This window comes from uncultured Eubacterium sp. (assembly GCF_934525195.1).
Lineage (GTDB): Bacteria > Bacillota > Clostridia > Oscillospirales > Acutalibacteraceae > Eubacterium_R.
The window spans coordinates 107517-123131 of the sequence record NZ_CAKSZA010000001.1; the positions used below are offsets into that span (position 1 = coordinate 107517).

Below are 15615 nucleotides of genomic sequence, written 5' to 3' on the forward strand. Positions count from 1 at the left end.
TTTAAATTATAGGATTAAACTGCACACCGTCAACAGCGCACTTGATTGTACCCTCTACTTTTGAAAAATCACAGACCAAAGAACGAGGCTTTTCGCAAGGATTATCGAGTGCCATAGGAACAAAATAGAAGTTACGGTTGTTCATAAGAGCACCGATATTTTTTGCCGAAGCGCCGAGTGCATCATTTGTTGACACGCCGACAACAACAGGCTTGTCGTTGCGAAGATGCGATTTCACCGCCATTGTGACGGGAGTGTCGTTTATACCGTTTGCAAGTTTGGCGAGTGTGTTGGAAGTACACGGAACAACACACAGCACATCAAACATATGCTTAGGTCCAATCGGCTCGGCAGAATCAATGGTTGAAATTATATCTCTGCCACAGATTGAAACGACCTGTTCCCTCACATCTTTAGCATTTCCGAATCTTGTGTCAATATTATAAGCATTAAACGACATAATCGGAGTGACAATGTGACCGTTGTCTACAAGTGATTGCATAGCCTCGATGCTTTTTTTGAATGTACAAAACGAGCCTGTAAGGCAATATCCTATTTTCACAACCTCACCCCCATATGTTCAATCACAGCTTTTGCAACTGTTTTCCCTGCCGATTTTGGCGAATATTTGGCAGGAAGTCCTCTTGCCACAATCAAATTTAGCCCGAGAGATTCGGCAAAATGCACATCAATTCCGCCCGGAAACGATGCTAAATCAACAAGCAATGTATCTTTTTTGAACAATCGAAGTTCTCTTTCATTAATTATCGGATGAGGTATCGTATTAAACACAAAATCAAAATCGTTTTGTTCCGTAAGTTCATCAAGAGTAATTGCCGAAGCACCGTTCATTTCAGCCGTTGTTCGCTGAACACCGTTTCGTGCACACACGGTTATGTGCGATGTGTACGGAATTAAAAATCTATGGAGAGCTTTTGCAATTCTGCCATATCCCAAAATTAGCACATTTGAATTGACAAGGCTCAAATCGCTGTTTTGGCAGGCAATACACACGGCTGATTCGGCTGTATAATAAGCATTTTCGGCTGCGAAGCGTTCATTTTTTGTATAATCAAAAACATTGTCGCCCGACACATTTCCCGCACATATGTGAAAATCTCTGTAAGCATCAAGGCTGGGCGGATTGACACCCGTAAGAACAAAATCCGCCTTTGAAAGATTATCAACAGCTTTGTAACCAAAATTTTGGAGATAGTCGCTTGCATAAGCTACCCTTTTATCGTCAAAAGACGCAACATAAAAATTTGTCATATTTACTACCACCTTTTATATTTTATGAAATAATATAAAAAGGGTGTTTATTTTTTTCAAAATAGGTAGTATAATAAAAAAGATAATATGATTAATCGGAGGAATTTCCTTGAAAAATATAGACGAATTACTCAAAGAGAGCAAAAAGATACATTTTATCGGCATTGGCGGTGCAGGAATGTGCCCTATTGCAGAGATTTTGTTATCCCTCGGATACGAATTGACAGGCTCGGACAACAACGACACCGAAACTTTCAGACGAGTTGAAAAAGAGGGTGCAAAGGTATTTTTGGGTCAGAAGCCCGAAAACATTGCCGACGGCACGGAACTTATTATATATACAAACGCAATTCTTGCAGGCAATGCGGAACTTGAATATGCAAAAGCAAACTTTCCTTGTTTTGAAAGAGCGGAAGCACTCGGTGCACTCAGCCGTATTTTTTCAAACTGCATAGGTGTTTGCGGAACTCACGGCAAGACCACAACTTCGTCAATGATAACTCAAATCCTTATGGAAGCAGGGCTTGACCCGTCTGCTGTTATCGGCGGAAAATTGCCATTGATAAACGCATACGGCAGATACGGACACAGCCAAAACTTCGTGTGCGAAAGCTGTGAATTCAACAACACATTTTTGCATATGAATCCCGATATGGCGGTAATACTCAACATTGACGAGGATCACCTTGATTTCTTCGGCAATCTTGACAACATCAAAAAGTCGTTCAGAAAATTTGCAGACCTCACCACAAAGACAATTATTTACAACGGTGACGATGCCAACACGGTTGACACAATCAAGGGCATTGAGGGCAAAAAACTCATCTCTGTCGGCAGAAATGACGGCAACGAATGGGTAGCAAAGAACATTGATGTTCCGGGCGGTTTTCACAGCGAATACGACGCATACCACAACAACGAATTTGTTGCAAGAGTTGTGCTTTCCGTTCCGGGTGAGCATAATATTTTGAACTCGCTTTGTGCATTTGCGGCAGCATATGAAAGCGGTGCGGAAGTTGAAAAAATCCTTGAGGGATTGAAGCATTTTGGCGGTGCGGCAAGACGATTTGAAAAGCTCGGCACATACTGCGGAGTTACATTTGCAGACGACTATGCACACCATCCTGCCGAAATTAAGGTTACTCTTGAGGCGGCAAAAAAGATGGGATACAAGCGTGTTTGGGCGGTGCATCAACCGTTTACATTTTCAAGAACATCTCTGCTTCTTGACGATTTTGCCGAGGTGCTTAAAATTGCAGACAAGTGCGTTGTAAGTGCAATTATGGGAAGTCGTGAAGTGAACACAATCGGAATCAAGGCAACCGACCTTTCAAGCAAAATTCCGGGTGCCGTTCAGCTTGACACTTTTGAAGAAATTTGCGATTATGTATGCGACAATGCAGAAGACGGCGATTTGGTAATCACTCTTGGTTGCGGAGATGTATACAAGGTGGCACGAATGATGTGCAAAAAGCTAAAAGAAAGAGAAGAACAAAATGCTTGAATTTAAGATAACGGACACAGCGACAGACGATTCAAAATTCATCAGATTCACTGTGTTTTGTGATGAACAGGGCGTGCAAAAAAACCACGAGATAGACGAACTTGACGACAACAAGGAAGCCAAACACATTGTTATGTACGACAACGGTAAGCCGATTGCAACATCAAGATTTTACAAAGAGCACGGTGACACTTGGCACGCAGGCAGAATAGCGGTGCTAAAAGAATATCGCGGCACAGGATGTGGCAGAAAGGTGCTTGAAAAAGCCGAGGAAGAAATGAAAAAGCTCGGTGCAAAAGAGAGTTTTATTTCTGCACAAACACAGGCACAGGGCTTTTATGAGGCACTCGGCTACAAGGCATACGGCGATGTTTATCCCGAAGAGGACATCCCGCACATTGCAATGAAAAAAGTATTATAAAAACAAAACCGTCAAAATTTACATTTTTGGCGGTTTTTTGCATATCAAAAATATTCTTTTAATAAATTATAATCATTATCAATGAGTTGTACGGTGTTTTGATGAATTTCGCAATCGACCTTTAATATATCAATCAAATTCGGATTACGAACTGTCAGCACTCCGTTTTCCAGCGTTTCGATATTTCGTTCTCCGCCAAGTGCCCTGACAAGTGCACGCACATCCTTTGGATAGTATTTTTGATTGTCCATATCAAATTTTGAAAGCACAATTTCAACAATGAAATACATCAGCACGGCAAGGACAAATCCGACAAGCAGAAAATATCCGACGTTTCTGCCATACTTGAAAAGGCTGAACAGCGAAGCATATTTTTCAAACCCGATACGAATATCGACGAGGGCAGAAACAAAATAACCGACACCTCCGACAAAGACGCAACCGACAAAAATCAGCGGATTATAGAACAGCAAAAACAGAAGCAACAGCGTGTTATCTCCAAAAACGACCGACAACAGGCAAGGAAGTAAAAACGAAAACAAATAACGCTTGCTTGTTTTCTTGAAAAGTGCAACAAATGTGCCAAAGGTCATAAAAACATTGAAAAAATACTTGCCTGTCAGATAATCGGCAACGGACGATTGCGGTGCTTTTGGCGATGACAAAAATACATTTTGCACACCTGCGATGATTTTGCCATTCACTAAAGTTGCGACACTACAATCGGTGGTATAAATCAAATTGGAAAAAAAGTTTCCGAAAAACACAGAATAAATCTCATTTAACACCCCAAAAAGAACCGCCCTACCCTTAATCAACAAAGCAAATTCTTTAACATACATTTGCAAAAGTTCATCACAAATACCAAAAGCCACACCGAATGCAACACCCAAAAGCGATGTAGTTATGAGCAGATATTCAAAATCAAGATTATTACCGAGCAAAACAACTCCGACTGCCAGAGCAACAATCACCGTTAGTCCCAATGTGTGAGAGGTCAGCAGGAAGAAAACGGCATTTGCACAGAGAAGCGACAAAGCGACAACGAAGCTTTTGCTTGACTCCTTAAATTCATAAAACCCCAAAAACATACCGACACAGGCAGACAACAACAAAGATGTAACCACCTCGATATCAACATTAAATTTTGGCAACACAAGTGAAATTATATGAACGACGAGGACATACAGCGCCGTTACGGCGATGGGATATTTTAGGCAGGTAATCAGCCTATCTTTAGATGTAAAAATATTCATATTAAGAATATACCCAATAAAAAAACCTTTATACGCATTATGAATATTATGTAATAGATGTTTAAAAGAAAGAATTTGTGTTAATCATAATGATATAAAGAAAATTTTAAAGGGTGAACAAAATGAACATTAAACGAGGCGACATCTACTATGCCGATTTAAGTCCCGTTGTAGGAAGTGAGCAAGGAGGAGTAAGACCTGTGTTAATAGTTCAAAACGATGTGGGCAACAAATTTTCGCCGACTGTGATAGTGTCTGCCATCACAAGCCAGCAAGGCAAAACAAATTTGCCGACTCATATTGAGGTGAACGCTCATGACTGCGGACTTGCAAAAGACAGCGTTGTGTTGCTTGAGCAGGTGCGAACCATTGACAAGAGGCGACTTAAAGAAAAGATGGGCACATTGCCGACAAGTGATATGAACAAAATCAACAATGCAATAACAATATCAATGGGATTATAACAAAAAGCAGGTATTCGCATCGTTTTGCGAATACCTGTATTTTATTTACCTGTGTTTTTATTCGATAGTAGCGTAGTATTTTCCATATACCCAAGACTTTGAGTTTGAAACAACAATTTCTATCGGATATTGATTTTTATCATTTTTCTTTGAAACATCACATTTCAAGGTGAGGTTTGAAGAATTGATATTTGCCTTCTTAGGGGCAAGGACGGTTACGGTTGCACTGTCAATAGATTTGACCGCAAGTTTGTTACCCTGCTGTGCACCTTCAATAATTATATCGTCCTTATTTATTCTGACCTTATGCTCGGAATAAGAACTGCTGACAGTAACTTTTGCGGTTATCTTCTTTGTTCCGTCAAGAACAGAAATACCGTTCAAATTGGTTACATCAAATTCAAAATCGTGACTGCCGACTGTTAAATCGCCAAAATAGATTGTGCCGACATTTGCGGTTGAAATATCAGCCGTTGAAAGAGCACCTGCATAAAGCTGATTTTTTGAATAAGAAACGCTGACAACATCTCTTGCAAGACCTGTTGGTTTGTCCTCAAATGTTGTTGTGACCGGCAAAGTGCAAGTTTGAAGCACAGGTACGGTAACCGAAAGCGAATTAATCGGTGTGTTCGGGTCTGTTCTGTTTGTTATTGTGATATAACTTGTTTCAACACCGTTGCCGTCAAGTTTGAGGTCGCAATCCTGGGTGAACGGCTCGGTGAGATTTATTCTGTCGCCAAAATCGACCTCACAATAAGCGTTGTCAATCTTATCAACATATGTTTTTGGACCTGAAACAACAATCTTATCCTCGCTGAGAACAGGAGTGCCGAAAACATAGCCGTCTGCCACCTTGTCCCTGTCGAACTTGACATCAACATCAAAGGTCTTGGTTTTGTTGACATCAAAATAGCCCTCAATCGAGCTTGGATAAACCGATTCAACAGTATAATCAAGTCGCTTTGATTTATTGGTTACGCGGATAGGAATTGACTGATTGCCGGTTCTGTTAACCGCCGAAGTGTCAAAAGTGATGTTCAAATCATCAGCAGTAACCTGACCGATAACGTATTTTTGACCCGACAAAGTGATGCTCAAATCAACAGAATTTTGAAGTGCATAATACTGCATACCGATACCCGAAAGCTTACCGCTGAGTTCGATAGGAGCAGTCACTTTGATTGTTTTTGTGTCATCCGCACCGACGCTGAGCGACGAGCCTATCCACACGATAACAGCCAAGAATATTGACAAAACAATAAGATACTTATCATTATATACAAGATCTGAAAAGGAAAACTTTGATTTTTCTTTTTTTACTGTATCGGAAGTGTTATTTTTGCTCATTACTTAAACCTCCTTTTCAGCTTAGAAATAATCTTGTCATCCGAGGAGAAACTGTCAGGGATGTACTGCTGAGTCAAAATATCACGCATATCGCCTGTTGAAATATCACGGCGAAGTGTACCGTTGATAGCACAACTGATTTCGCCTCTTTCCTCGCTCACAACAAAAACGATGGCATCACTCTGCTCGCTCAAACCGAGTGCGGCTCTGTGACGGGTTCCGAGTTGAGAGGAAAGATTATTATTCTTTGTAAGCGGCAAAATACAGCCTGCCGCATAAATCCTATTGCCTCTGATAACCATTGCTCCGTCGTGAAGCGGTGACTTCGGATAAAAGATATTGCCGATGATTTCCTTTGACGGAGTGGCGTCAACAACCGTGCCCGAAGCGATAATGTCGCCCAACAGCGTTTCGTTTTCGAACACGATGAGTGCGCCGATTTTTGCATCAGCCATTTCTGCACAGGATTTGCAGGTTGCGTCAATGGTTTGCTTCATTTCGGCAACATCAATGGCAACGCCCGAATTGAACAGCCCTTTGATAAAATTGGTTGCCTTGCCCTTGCCGACTTGCTCCAAAATCTTGCGAATTTCGGGTCCGAACAGTATAACAAGAATAATGAGAATGTTATTGAAAATCATCCTCATAATATAACTTGAAGCACCCATTCCGAGGAAAGTTACAACAAGATAAACAATAGTCAAAAGCAAAAAGCCCTTGATGAGTTGCATTGCCCTTGTTTCTCGCAGAACTCTGACAACAAGGTAAATGACAATGGCAACAAAAAGTATATCGACAACATCAATTATACCAAAGGTGCGGAAAAGCCCCTTGATTTGAGAAAAGAAATCTATAATTGAATTGCCGAGGTTTTTAAAATATCTAAATCTAAATTGAATAGTTAAATCAAACAGTGGCATTTTTTTCATTCCTATAAATTAAGTTACATATATAATACCACACATCACACGATAAATAAAGTAGATTTAAGTCTAAATTCACAACTTTTTTACAACATTAACAAGTGCGTCACAATCATAAAACGTGTTGAATGCACCAAAGCTCACACGAACCGTGCCACGGTCGGCAGTTCCGAAATGCTTGTGTGCAAGCGGTGTGCAATGAAAGCCCGCCCTTGTGCAAATATTGTTTTTTGCAAGGATTGAAGCGGTTTTTTCGCTTGAATAATCCGCAAAATTGAAAGATATAATCGGCATAGTTTTGTTCTTTTCGGGAAACGGAGTGTAAAGTTTTACTCCATCAATGCCGTCGAGTACGGTATAAGTGTGGCGAGCAAGCGACAACTCGTGAGAATAAATCGCATCCGTGCCGTAGGTATTAATATAATCTATGCCCTTGCCAAGGGAAATTATACCCGAATTGTTAAGCGTTCCCGATTCAAGTCTGTCGGGCAAAAATTCAGGTTGCTTGAGCGACATAGAGTTACTGCCCGTGCCACCCTCCTCGACAGTTGAAAGTTGAACACCGTCTTTTACGGCAATGAAGCCCGTGCCCATTGCACCGAACAGGCACTTATGCCCCGGAGCACAAAGAATGTCGATATTATCTCTTTTTGCATTTATATCCGCAACCCCGGCACCCTGTGCCCCGTCAACAATAAATCTTACGCCGTGAGTTTTGCACATATTGCCGATTTTTGCAACAGGAAATGTCACGCCGAAAGCGTTGCTTGAGTGCATACAAACAACAACGGTTGTATTAGGTTTTATGAGATTTTCAAAATTTTTGACCGTTTCGTCATCATCAAACGAATAGCGTGCAATATCATATTCAATCATACCGTCATCAAACAATTTTTCGGCAACACGGCTAACGGAATTATGCTCAAGGGAAGAAATAATGATGTGGTCACCCTGCTTGACGCTCCCCTTAATTGCCATATTGAGAGCCTCGGTGCAGTTTTTTGTAAAAGCCACATTTTGCGCCTCGAAGCCGAACATATCGGCGACCTTTTCACGAACGGAATAAATCATCTCGCCTGCACGAATACTCTCCTTATATCCGCCTCTGCCGCTGTTGAACGAATACTTTTTTAACGCCAAAACGGCTGACGCAAGAACCGAAGCGGGTTTTGGATAAGTTGTGGCGGCATTGTCAAAATAAATCACAGTTCCCTCACCCCAAGTATTCTTATTCCGTTTTGAGCAAGCAATCTCTTTGCCGTGTCGCAATCCGCATACTCAACGCCGATAACAAAACCGCAACCGTCACCGACAGCAGGATTTTCTATTCTTGACACAGTAGGCTTGATGCCATAACGCCGAAGCAATTTTGAGCCTCGCTGTGCGTTGGTTACAGAGCCCACCTTAATTTCACATTTCACGAAATCACCTCGTTTACAAGTGTATACATATATTACATAGTATGCACAAAACAAGGTTTTTGCATCATATTAATTTTTGGCATAAAAAAGAGGCGAACACTCGCCTCTATAAAAACACTTTATTTTATACTATCATACCTGATTCCATCCAAGCCATAACGGACGGATACTCCTCTTTGTAGTCATCCAATCGTTCACTATTGGAATCAACAAAAGCCATAAATTCGTCCACATCATCAAAATCAAAGGTAAAGTCCTGAACAAAATCATAAGTTGCGGTGAAGAAATAATCGAACAAATCATCGGCTGAAAAACATTGAAGCAATTTATCCGCAACAATCTCGGTGACATAGTCAAGACCGTTTTTGATTTTCAAATCCTCGTCATCATCAAAGGTATCGATATTTTCATCTTCTTCGCAATAAGCAACAATATCTTCCTTGGAAATGCCGATTTGTGCAAGATAATCAACAACATCCTCAAAACCTGTTTCGTTGACTTCATCATAAAGACGGTATTCAAACTCGCCGATAAGATTTTGAATAGCCGTTGCCTTGAAAATATCGTCAATCTCGTGCCCCGGCTCATCGGTAATTACAAAGCCGTCTTGTTCAAATTCCGACCATATAAGTTCATAAAGACGAGTGTACTTGTCTTTTTCCTCAAATATCGCCTCATGAATAAATGAATATAAATCCATAGTTAACTCCTAACATCACATAAATCTTTAACTGTATTGTATATCATATTGCGTGCATTTTCAATATTGCATTATAGATTATTTTAAGTTATAATTAAAATATGTATATATTACTTAAATTAAGGTGAAATTATGAAATACAAAATCACAAGCAACGAAGCCGAGGTTTGCGTTTTGCAAGACGGGGCAATGCTTACTTCTCTGCTCAAAAACGACACGGAATATCTTTGGCAGGGCGACGAAGAGCATTGGAGCGGTCAGGCACCAATCTGCTTTCCTATTGTCGGAATGTTACCTAACAACGAGGGCACGGCATTTGAAGAAAAGTGCGTAATGAAGCGCCACGGCATTGCAAGAATAAATCCGTTTGAACTCAAAGAGCAAATCAAAAATTCAATTACATTCATTCAAAAATCAAATGATACAACCAAGGCGGCTTTTCCGTTTGACTACGAACTTGAAGTAAAGTACACACTTGTAGGCTCAACCGTAAGCGTTGAATATCTTGTTAAAAACACAGGCAAGAAAAAGATGCCGTTTGTTATCGGCGGTCACCCTGCATTCAACTGTCCGCTTGACAAAAACGAAAAATTTGAAGATTATAAGGTTAAATTTGACAAAGCACTCAAGGGCGGTTATCTCCGTCCCGACCATCACAGCGGACTGATAAACATTGAAAACCGATTTGATGATTTTAACGGCAAGTCTGAAATTGCGATGCGCCACGACTTGTTTGAAGAAAAAGACGCTATGATATTTGACGGCATTGCGCCGAAATCTGCAACGCTTATCGGACCAAATGGCAAAGGTATAAAAATCGAATATCAGGATATGGCAAACCTGCTTATTTGGTCTGCATGCGGCAATGCCGACTTTGTTGCGCTTGAGCCGTGGACAGGAATTTCCAACTGCTCCGACGAAACAAACGAGATTGAAAAAAAGCGTGGAATGACAATACTTGAACCGAACGAACAGGCAGGATTCAAGTATAAAATTACAATGATATAACCGAGGGTAAAAAATGAATTACGGAATGTTTAGAGTAGCTTCGGCAAGCCTCAAATTGAAAGTGGCAAACCCAAGCTACAACAAAGTTGAAATCAAAAAAGCAATTTACGATGCAGAGAAACAAGGTGTGCGACTTCTTGTAACTCCCGAACTTTCAATAACAGGATATTCCTGCGGAGATTTGTTCTTTACAAAATCACTCCTCAAAGCATCAAACGAAGCACTTTACGACATTGTTGAATACACAAAGGACAGAAACATTGTTGTGGTTGTGGGTGCTCCGTGGGCTATAAAGAACTCACTTTACAACTGCGCATTTGTAATTTATAAAGGTGAAATCTTGATGGCTGTGCCAAAAAAACATCTGCCAAACTACAACGAATTCTACGAAAAAAGATGGTTTGCAGAGCCTATGGAAGAGGGCTTCAGCGAATGGGTTAACGGAGAAGAACTCGGCTTTGATATTTCCACATCCAAGCTCATACAACTTGATGACGGAGTTACTATCGGAGTTGAATTGTGCGAAGATTTGTGGGTTACAAATCCGCCGTCAAACGAACTTGCTGTTGCGGGTGCAAACATCATAGTTAATCTTTCTGCAAGTGACGAATATGTTTCAAAGGCACAATACAGAAAGAAATTGATTGAAACGCAGTCTGCAAAATGTATCTGCGGATATATTTATGCCGGTGCAAGCATATACGAAAGCACGGCAGACCTTGTTTTTGGCGGAGCAACAATCATTGCGGAAAACGGAGCAATTCTTGCCGAGGGCAAGCGTTTCAGCCGTGAAAATGTAATCACCATTGCAGACATCGACTGCGAAAAGCTCAACAATCTTCGACTTAAGGACACAAGTTTTGGCAACAAATCAATTAACGAATTTGAATGTATGGATATGACTTGTGATTTTTGCTTTGACAATGATGATGACGAAGATGACGAGCCTGAAATCAAATTAAATCCGGACAACGATATGAAGTTCAGATATATTGACCCTCACCCATTTGTTCCGAGCAACAAAGATGAAGTGCGTGAAAGATGCGAAGAAATCTTTGCTATTCAGGCAAGCGGACTTGCAAGAAGGCTTGAACACATCAACTCAAAAGGCTGTGTAATCGGAATAAGCGGTGGACTTGACAGCACACTTGCACTTCTTGTTGCGGTTGAGAGTATGAAAATGCTCGGTAAGCCTATGACAGACATCATCGGCATCACAATGCCTGGCTTCGGCACAACCGACAGAACCTACAACAACGCCATTGAATTGATGAAGTCACTCGGCGTGACTATCAAGGAAATCAGCATAAAAGATGCTTGTATTCAGCACTTAAAGGATATTGAGCACAGCGAGGATGTGCACGACATTACATACGAAAACACACAGGCAAGAGAAAGAACGCAAATTCTTTTTGATATGGCAAACAAGATGGGTTGCTTGCTTGTGGGCACGGGTGATTTGTCTGAACTTGCAATGGGTTGGTGCACATACAACGGCGACCATATGAGCATGTACGGAGTGAATGCTTCTGTGCCAAAAACACTTGTGAGATACCTTGTTGAATATGTTGCAAGCCAAAGTGACGAAAAGACAAAAAATATCTTGCTTGATGTACTCGACACACCTGTTTCGCCTGAACTTCTGCCGCCTGACGAAAACGGAAAAATTGCTCAAAAGACGGAGGACAACATCGGTCCGTACGAATTGCACGACTTCTTCCTTTACAACTTCGTGAGATTCGGATTTACAAAAGAAAAACTCCAAAAACTTGCCGAAAAAGCATTTGACGGAGTTTATGACAGAAAGACAATCAGAAAGTGGCTTGATGTGTTTATGAGAAGATTTTTCATCAGCCAATTCAAGAGAAATTGTATTCCCGACGGACCAAAGGTCGGCTCGGTTTCGCTCTCCCCTCGTGGTGATTGGAGAATGCCGAGTGACGCAAGTTTTGACGATTTTATGTAAAAAAAGGCATTGCGGTCAAATGACTCGCAATGCCTTTTATATAGGAGAAAATTATTATATTCAATACCATTTGTCAACCCAGCCGTCTTTATCGGTGTTGACTTTATTTTTTTCTGTTTTCGTGCCATTGTCGGCTGTTGTTTCGCTCAAATCCGTTGACGATTCAACCGTCGATGACGTCACTTCTGTTTTTTTATCAGGAACAACCGTTGTGCTGTCATTTGAGAAGTTAATATCATTATCGGCATCGGTTTTATTTAAATCGTTTTTTTCTGTTATACCGTTTTGCTCAATCGAAGCGGTTGAAACTTCACCGTCCGAAGCAAAATTTGAAGTTTGCTCCGTAACAGAAACATCAACTTCGTTTTTGTTAAGAGAATCATTTTCTATGTCGGAAGCACCGTGTGAGCAAGCGGCAAACATCAAAGCACAAAGCAGAAATACAGCAAGCGGTAAAAATAATTTTTTCACGCTATTCCTCCTCTGCCATAACTTCGCTGACCGAAAGTTTAACCGTATCGTCAACTTCCTCATCACCGAGAACGGCTGTTGCCACTTGATTGAAAGAGCGCTTTACAATCGGCGAATAGAAATACCAACCGTCAATATTTACATACGCTCTGACCGAAACAACAGTATCTCGTTGATTTGGCGGAACTTCATTTATAACAAGGTTAAACGCTGTTTTATTGCCATCGGAAACAGTTTTTCCCGCCTTTACCTTGCGTTGCGCATTGTCAACATAAAGTGTGTCGGTGTCGCCATAATTAAGAACAAATCCATATTCAACATTAGTTGCAAGAGTTTCCAACTCGTCAATTTTTGTCCACGTGAATCCAAATCTCATTCCTGAATCCGTCGCTCGGATTTGAGCACCTCTTGCTTCTGCATAATTGCCCGAATCCTTATATGAACAGAAACGGTAAGAATATTTTTCCAAAAACGCTCTTAGTTTGCTGAATCCGCTTTGAAGCTGAGCGATAAAGTTATATTTATACTCACCATCTGCCTCCAATTCAGGAGAAAGGTTGTTGTTTACATAAATATCGACATCACTCGGAATATCAAGATAGAGCGAAGACGCCTTTGGGACAAACAAAGTTTCGAGTGATTTGCAATTTTCAAAAGTGCTTGTTACATTTGCGTCACAATCAACAAGTCGAGGCAAATACGCAATTTGAAGTTTGGTGCAGTTTTTGAATAAACCGTTATTGATTTCTGCAAGTTTACCGAGTTTAACGATTTGAACCAACGAATTTTCAAAAGCATTTTCATCAGCTTTAAAACATTTTTCAAGTATAATATAGCTAAATCCCGAATTTTTAAAGGCATATTTGCCAACTGTTCTTATGCTCGGAGAAGAAAATCCGCTTGCAAATGCAGTACAATCGGCGAAAGCATAATCGCCGATATTCTTTACTGTTTTAGGCAACGACACATTGTTAATATCGCAATATCTAAAACAATTTTCGCTAACCGAAACAGGAACTGTACCATCGATTGAATCAGGAACGACAACATCCTTTTTGCCGCCCAAATACGCAAGAAGCGAACCATTTTCGTCAATAATGAATTCCGACTCGTTAATATAATAATCGCCACAGAAAAATCTGCCGTGGAACACAGAACCTGTTTTTTCATAAGCGGCGGCAATAATTCGAGTGCTTTCATTAATTTTTATAGGCTCTGAATAAATCGTACCGTTTTTTAGAGTAGGCAATGTTCCGTCAGTTGTATAAACAATATCAATCAAAGTGCTTGAACAATCAAGTTTTAGACTGATTTCGTCAGTATAAACGCCGCTTTGATAATTAGGTTTGATATTTTTACTTCTTGTGGAATCAATCAAATTTGAAAAATTCACTATTCCCTTGCCGTATTTTTTGCATTGATTTTTTTCCATAAAAGGAACGCAGCAATCAAGCAATTTCTTTTTTACTTCATACGGAGAATAGTTTGAATGTTCTGTGCGAACAATGGCTGCGGCAGCAGAAACAATCGGAGCGGAAAACGACGTTCCTTTTGAATAAATATATTTTGGGCTTGGATCTTTTCTTGTTGCCTTGTAGGAAGCAAATGCAAACGGAGCCGAAATATCAACATAATTACCATAATTTGAATATTCACTCGGAACGCTGTTTTTTTCAACTCCCGCAACGGAAATCACATTATCATACTGAGAAGGAAAACTCAAAGACTCATCTCCGCTATTGCCTGCCGAGCTGACAAAGAGAACCCCCATATCGGTGAGTTCATTGATTTCATTTTCAATATGACTGTCCATTTTATCTCCGCTGAACGACATATTGATTATATCGGGACGTTTAGTCATATTCTTGATGTGATTAAGTGCAAGAAGCAAGCTTGAATCAGTTACAGACATACCATATGCCACCTTGAAAGCCTGAACCTTAACATTTTCGGGTGTGCAAAGGACAACTGTACTTGCAACCTTTGTGCCATGTCCGTTATCATCCATTTCGTCGCCTGATGCCATAAAAGAAAAATCTGTATGCGTGCGGATAACTCTGTTTTTGAACAAATCAATATCATATTGTATACCGCTGTCAAGCACTCCGACAACAACTTCCCTGTTCACTCTATATTTATAAAATGAAACAGCTTCATCAATATCACACAATTTATATGCCCATTCAAAAGCATCGCTTCTGTCTTTTAAAGTTGAAAGAAGGCTGCTGTTGAGATTATAAGAAACCTCTGTTTCCTGCTCATAAGCCTCATCAAGAGAAAAAACAGAATCGTATGACGGTTCATAACCGAGAGCCTCGAATTTTGAAAAGGCTGATGATGCAGATTTTACGTCATCATACTGAACAACCGTATAGCCATACAAATTTGCTGTGGCAACACTGTTATAAGTGTCGACATTTTTGTCATTGGCTTTTATTATAATTCTGTTTTTAACCACCACTCTGTCAACTTTTTCGGATAAAAACTCATCAACAAAGTCATCGTCGGTTGTAAGCAATCCTGCCAAATCCTCGGCTGCACGATTAGCTTCTTTATCGGATGCGGCAGAAACAACAACACAGTTCATAGGTGCAAATGTACCGGCAAAAAGAAGCAAAGCCAAAAACAATGACATTATTTTTTTCATACAATCGCACCTCCGATCTAAACTTTCAATCAATGCAAATCGAATGTTTTAACATTACTTTAACATTATTATACTATTAATATATCATAATGTTGCGACTATTTCAACATTTTTTTATAGGCGAGTTGCACAAAATTTATCTATAATAATTTGTCACAATGTTCATATTATGTTATTCTTTATACAAAGATATAAAAAACTGCAAGCCGAAGCTT

General features: G+C 40.2%; 15 protein-coding genes. 5 read left to right on the forward strand and 10 right to left on the reverse strand.

Translation table 11 applies throughout. The annotated features are described in order from the left end of the window. Window position 1: 1 nt before the first annotated feature. Window positions 2–562, reverse strand: a complete 561-nt coding sequence (locus Q0E03_RS00515) for a dipicolinate synthase subunit B (RefSeq protein ID WP_297128103.1) — start codon at window positions 560–562, stop codon at window positions 2–4. Beyond that, the gene (locus Q0E03_RS00520) at window positions 559–1272 is read right to left on the reverse strand and encodes an NAD(P)-dependent oxidoreductase (RefSeq protein ID WP_297128106.1); all 714 of its coding nucleotides are present in this window, start codon (window positions 1270–1272) and stop codon (window positions 559–561) included. Before Q0E03_RS00520 ends, Q0E03_RS00515 begins: the two co-directional genes overlap by 4 nt. Before the next feature lie 109 nt (window positions 1273–1381). Between Q0E03_RS00520 and murC the strand changes: the two genes are divergently transcribed. Together murC and Q0E03_RS00530 are read left to right on the forward strand one after the other, a co-directional pair. Further along, a complete protein-coding gene (murC, locus tag Q0E03_RS00525; RefSeq protein ID WP_367270200.1) occupies window positions 1382–2776 on the forward strand; it encodes a UDP-N-acetylmuramate--L-alanine ligase in 1395 nt (464 codons plus the stop codon). Continuing rightward, a complete protein-coding gene (locus Q0E03_RS00530; protein ID WP_297128109.1) occupies window positions 2769–3197 on the forward strand; it encodes a GNAT family N-acetyltransferase in 429 nt (142 codons plus the stop codon). The genes murC and Q0E03_RS00530 overlap by 8 nt, the downstream gene beginning before the upstream one ends. Window positions 3198–3241: 44 nt before the next feature. On the opposite strand, the gene Q0E03_RS00535 is transcribed toward Q0E03_RS00530, so the two are convergent. Next, window positions 3242–4453: a hypothetical protein gene (locus Q0E03_RS00535; protein WP_297128112.1), complete on the reverse strand. Its 1212-nt coding sequence runs from the start codon at window positions 4451–4453 to the stop codon at window positions 3242–3244. A 122-nt stretch (window positions 4454–4575) separates the two neighbouring features. Between Q0E03_RS00535 and Q0E03_RS00540 the strand changes: the two genes are divergently transcribed. Then, window positions 4576–4917, forward strand: coding sequence for a type II toxin-antitoxin system PemK/MazF family toxin (locus tag Q0E03_RS00540; protein ID WP_297128116.1), 342 nt, complete (start codon window positions 4576–4578; stop codon window positions 4915–4917). Between the two features lie 57 nt (window positions 4918–4974). Here the strand turns inward: Q0E03_RS00540 and Q0E03_RS00545 are convergent, their stop codons facing one another. The 5 genes from Q0E03_RS00545 to Q0E03_RS00565 all read right to left on the reverse strand — a co-directional run bounded on the left by Q0E03_RS00545 (window position 4975) and on the right by Q0E03_RS00565 (window position 9308). After that, the gene (locus tag Q0E03_RS00545) at window positions 4975–6264 is read right to left on the reverse strand and encodes a YbbR-like domain-containing protein (RefSeq protein WP_297128119.1); all 1290 of its coding nucleotides are present in this window, start codon (window positions 6262–6264) and stop codon (window positions 4975–4977) included. Continuing rightward, window positions 6264–7193 carry a diadenylate cyclase CdaA gene (cdaA, locus tag Q0E03_RS00550; protein WP_297128122.1) on the reverse strand — a complete coding sequence of 310 codons (930 nt, stop codon included), beginning with the start codon at window positions 7191–7193 and terminating at the stop codon, window positions 6264–6266. The genes Q0E03_RS00545 and cdaA overlap by 1 nt, the downstream gene beginning before the upstream one ends. 69 nt (window positions 7194–7262) lie before the next feature. Then, the gene (locus Q0E03_RS00555; RefSeq protein ID WP_297128125.1) at window positions 7263–8393 is read right to left on the reverse strand and encodes an aminotransferase class V-fold PLP-dependent enzyme; all 1131 of its coding nucleotides are present in this window, start codon (window positions 8391–8393) and stop codon (window positions 7263–7265) included. Next, window positions 8390–8608, reverse strand: coding sequence for a putative Se/S carrier-like protein (locus Q0E03_RS00560; RefSeq protein WP_297128128.1), 219 nt, complete (start codon window positions 8606–8608; stop codon window positions 8390–8392). Before Q0E03_RS00560 ends, Q0E03_RS00555 begins: the two co-directional genes overlap by 4 nt. Before the next feature lie 124 nt (window positions 8609–8732). Further along, window positions 8733–9308, reverse strand: coding sequence for a hypothetical protein (locus Q0E03_RS00565; RefSeq protein WP_297128131.1), 576 nt, complete (start codon window positions 9306–9308; stop codon window positions 8733–8735). Between the two features lie 132 nt (window positions 9309–9440). Between Q0E03_RS00565 and Q0E03_RS00570 the strand changes: the two genes are divergently transcribed. Beyond that, on the forward strand, window positions 9441–10316 hold the full coding sequence (locus Q0E03_RS00570; protein WP_297128134.1) for an aldose 1-epimerase family protein: 876 nt from the start codon (window positions 9441–9443) through the stop codon (window positions 10314–10316). Between the two features lie 13 nt (window positions 10317–10329). Beyond that, window positions 10330–12282, forward strand: a complete 1953-nt coding sequence (locus tag Q0E03_RS00575; RefSeq protein WP_297128137.1) for an NAD(+) synthase — start codon at window positions 10330–10332, stop codon at window positions 12280–12282. 60 nt (window positions 12283–12342) lie between these two features. Here the strand turns inward: Q0E03_RS00575 and Q0E03_RS00580 are convergent, their stop codons facing one another. Together Q0E03_RS00580 and Q0E03_RS00585 are read right to left on the reverse strand one after the other, a co-directional pair. Next, complete coding sequence (locus Q0E03_RS00580) at window positions 12343–12753, reverse strand: hypothetical protein (RefSeq protein ID WP_297128139.1); 411 nt, start codon at window positions 12751–12753, stop codon at window positions 12343–12345. Window position 12754: 1 nt separating this feature from the next. Then, a complete protein-coding gene (locus tag Q0E03_RS00585) occupies window positions 12755–15400 on the reverse strand; it encodes a S8 family serine peptidase (protein WP_297128142.1) in 2646 nt (881 codons plus the stop codon). Window positions 15401–15615 lie beyond the last annotated feature (215 nt).

What these genes read in the sequence shown, in the direction of transcription:
- Q0E03_RS00570 (WP_297128134.1), top strand. Translation starts at nt 9,441, where the DNA reads ATGAAATACAAAATCACAAGCAACGAAGCCGAGGTTTGCGTTTTGCAA.
- Q0E03_RS00565 (WP_297128131.1), bottom strand. Translation starts at nt 9,308, where the DNA reads ATGGATTTATATTCATTTATTCATGAGGCGATATTTGAGGAAAAAGAC.
- Q0E03_RS00520 (WP_297128106.1), bottom strand. Translation starts at nt 1,272, where the DNA reads ATGACAAATTTTTATGTTGCGTCTTTTGACGATAAAAGGGTAGCTTAT.
- Q0E03_RS00530 (WP_297128109.1), top strand. Translation starts at nt 2,769, where the DNA reads ATGCTTGAATTTAAGATAACGGACACAGCGACAGACGATTCAAAATTC.
- cdaA (WP_297128122.1), bottom strand. Translation starts at nt 7,193, where the DNA reads ATGAAAAAAATGCCACTGTTTGATTTAACTATTCAATTTAGATTTAGA.
- Q0E03_RS00540 (WP_297128116.1), top strand. Translation starts at nt 4,576, where the DNA reads ATGAACATTAAACGAGGCGACATCTACTATGCCGATTTAAGTCCCGTT.
- Q0E03_RS00585 (WP_297128142.1), bottom strand. Translation starts at nt 15,400, where the DNA reads ATGAAAAAAATAATGTCATTGTTTTTGGCTTTGCTTCTTTTTGCCGGT.
- Q0E03_RS00575 (WP_297128137.1), top strand. Translation starts at nt 10,330, where the DNA reads ATGAATTACGGAATGTTTAGAGTAGCTTCGGCAAGCCTCAAATTGAAA.
- Q0E03_RS00535 (WP_297128112.1), bottom strand. Translation starts at nt 4,453, where the DNA reads ATGAATATTTTTACATCTAAAGATAGGCTGATTACCTGCCTAAAATAT.
- Q0E03_RS00545 (WP_297128119.1), bottom strand. Translation starts at nt 6,264, where the DNA reads ATGAGCAAAAATAACACTTCCGATACAGTAAAAAAAGAAAAATCAAAG.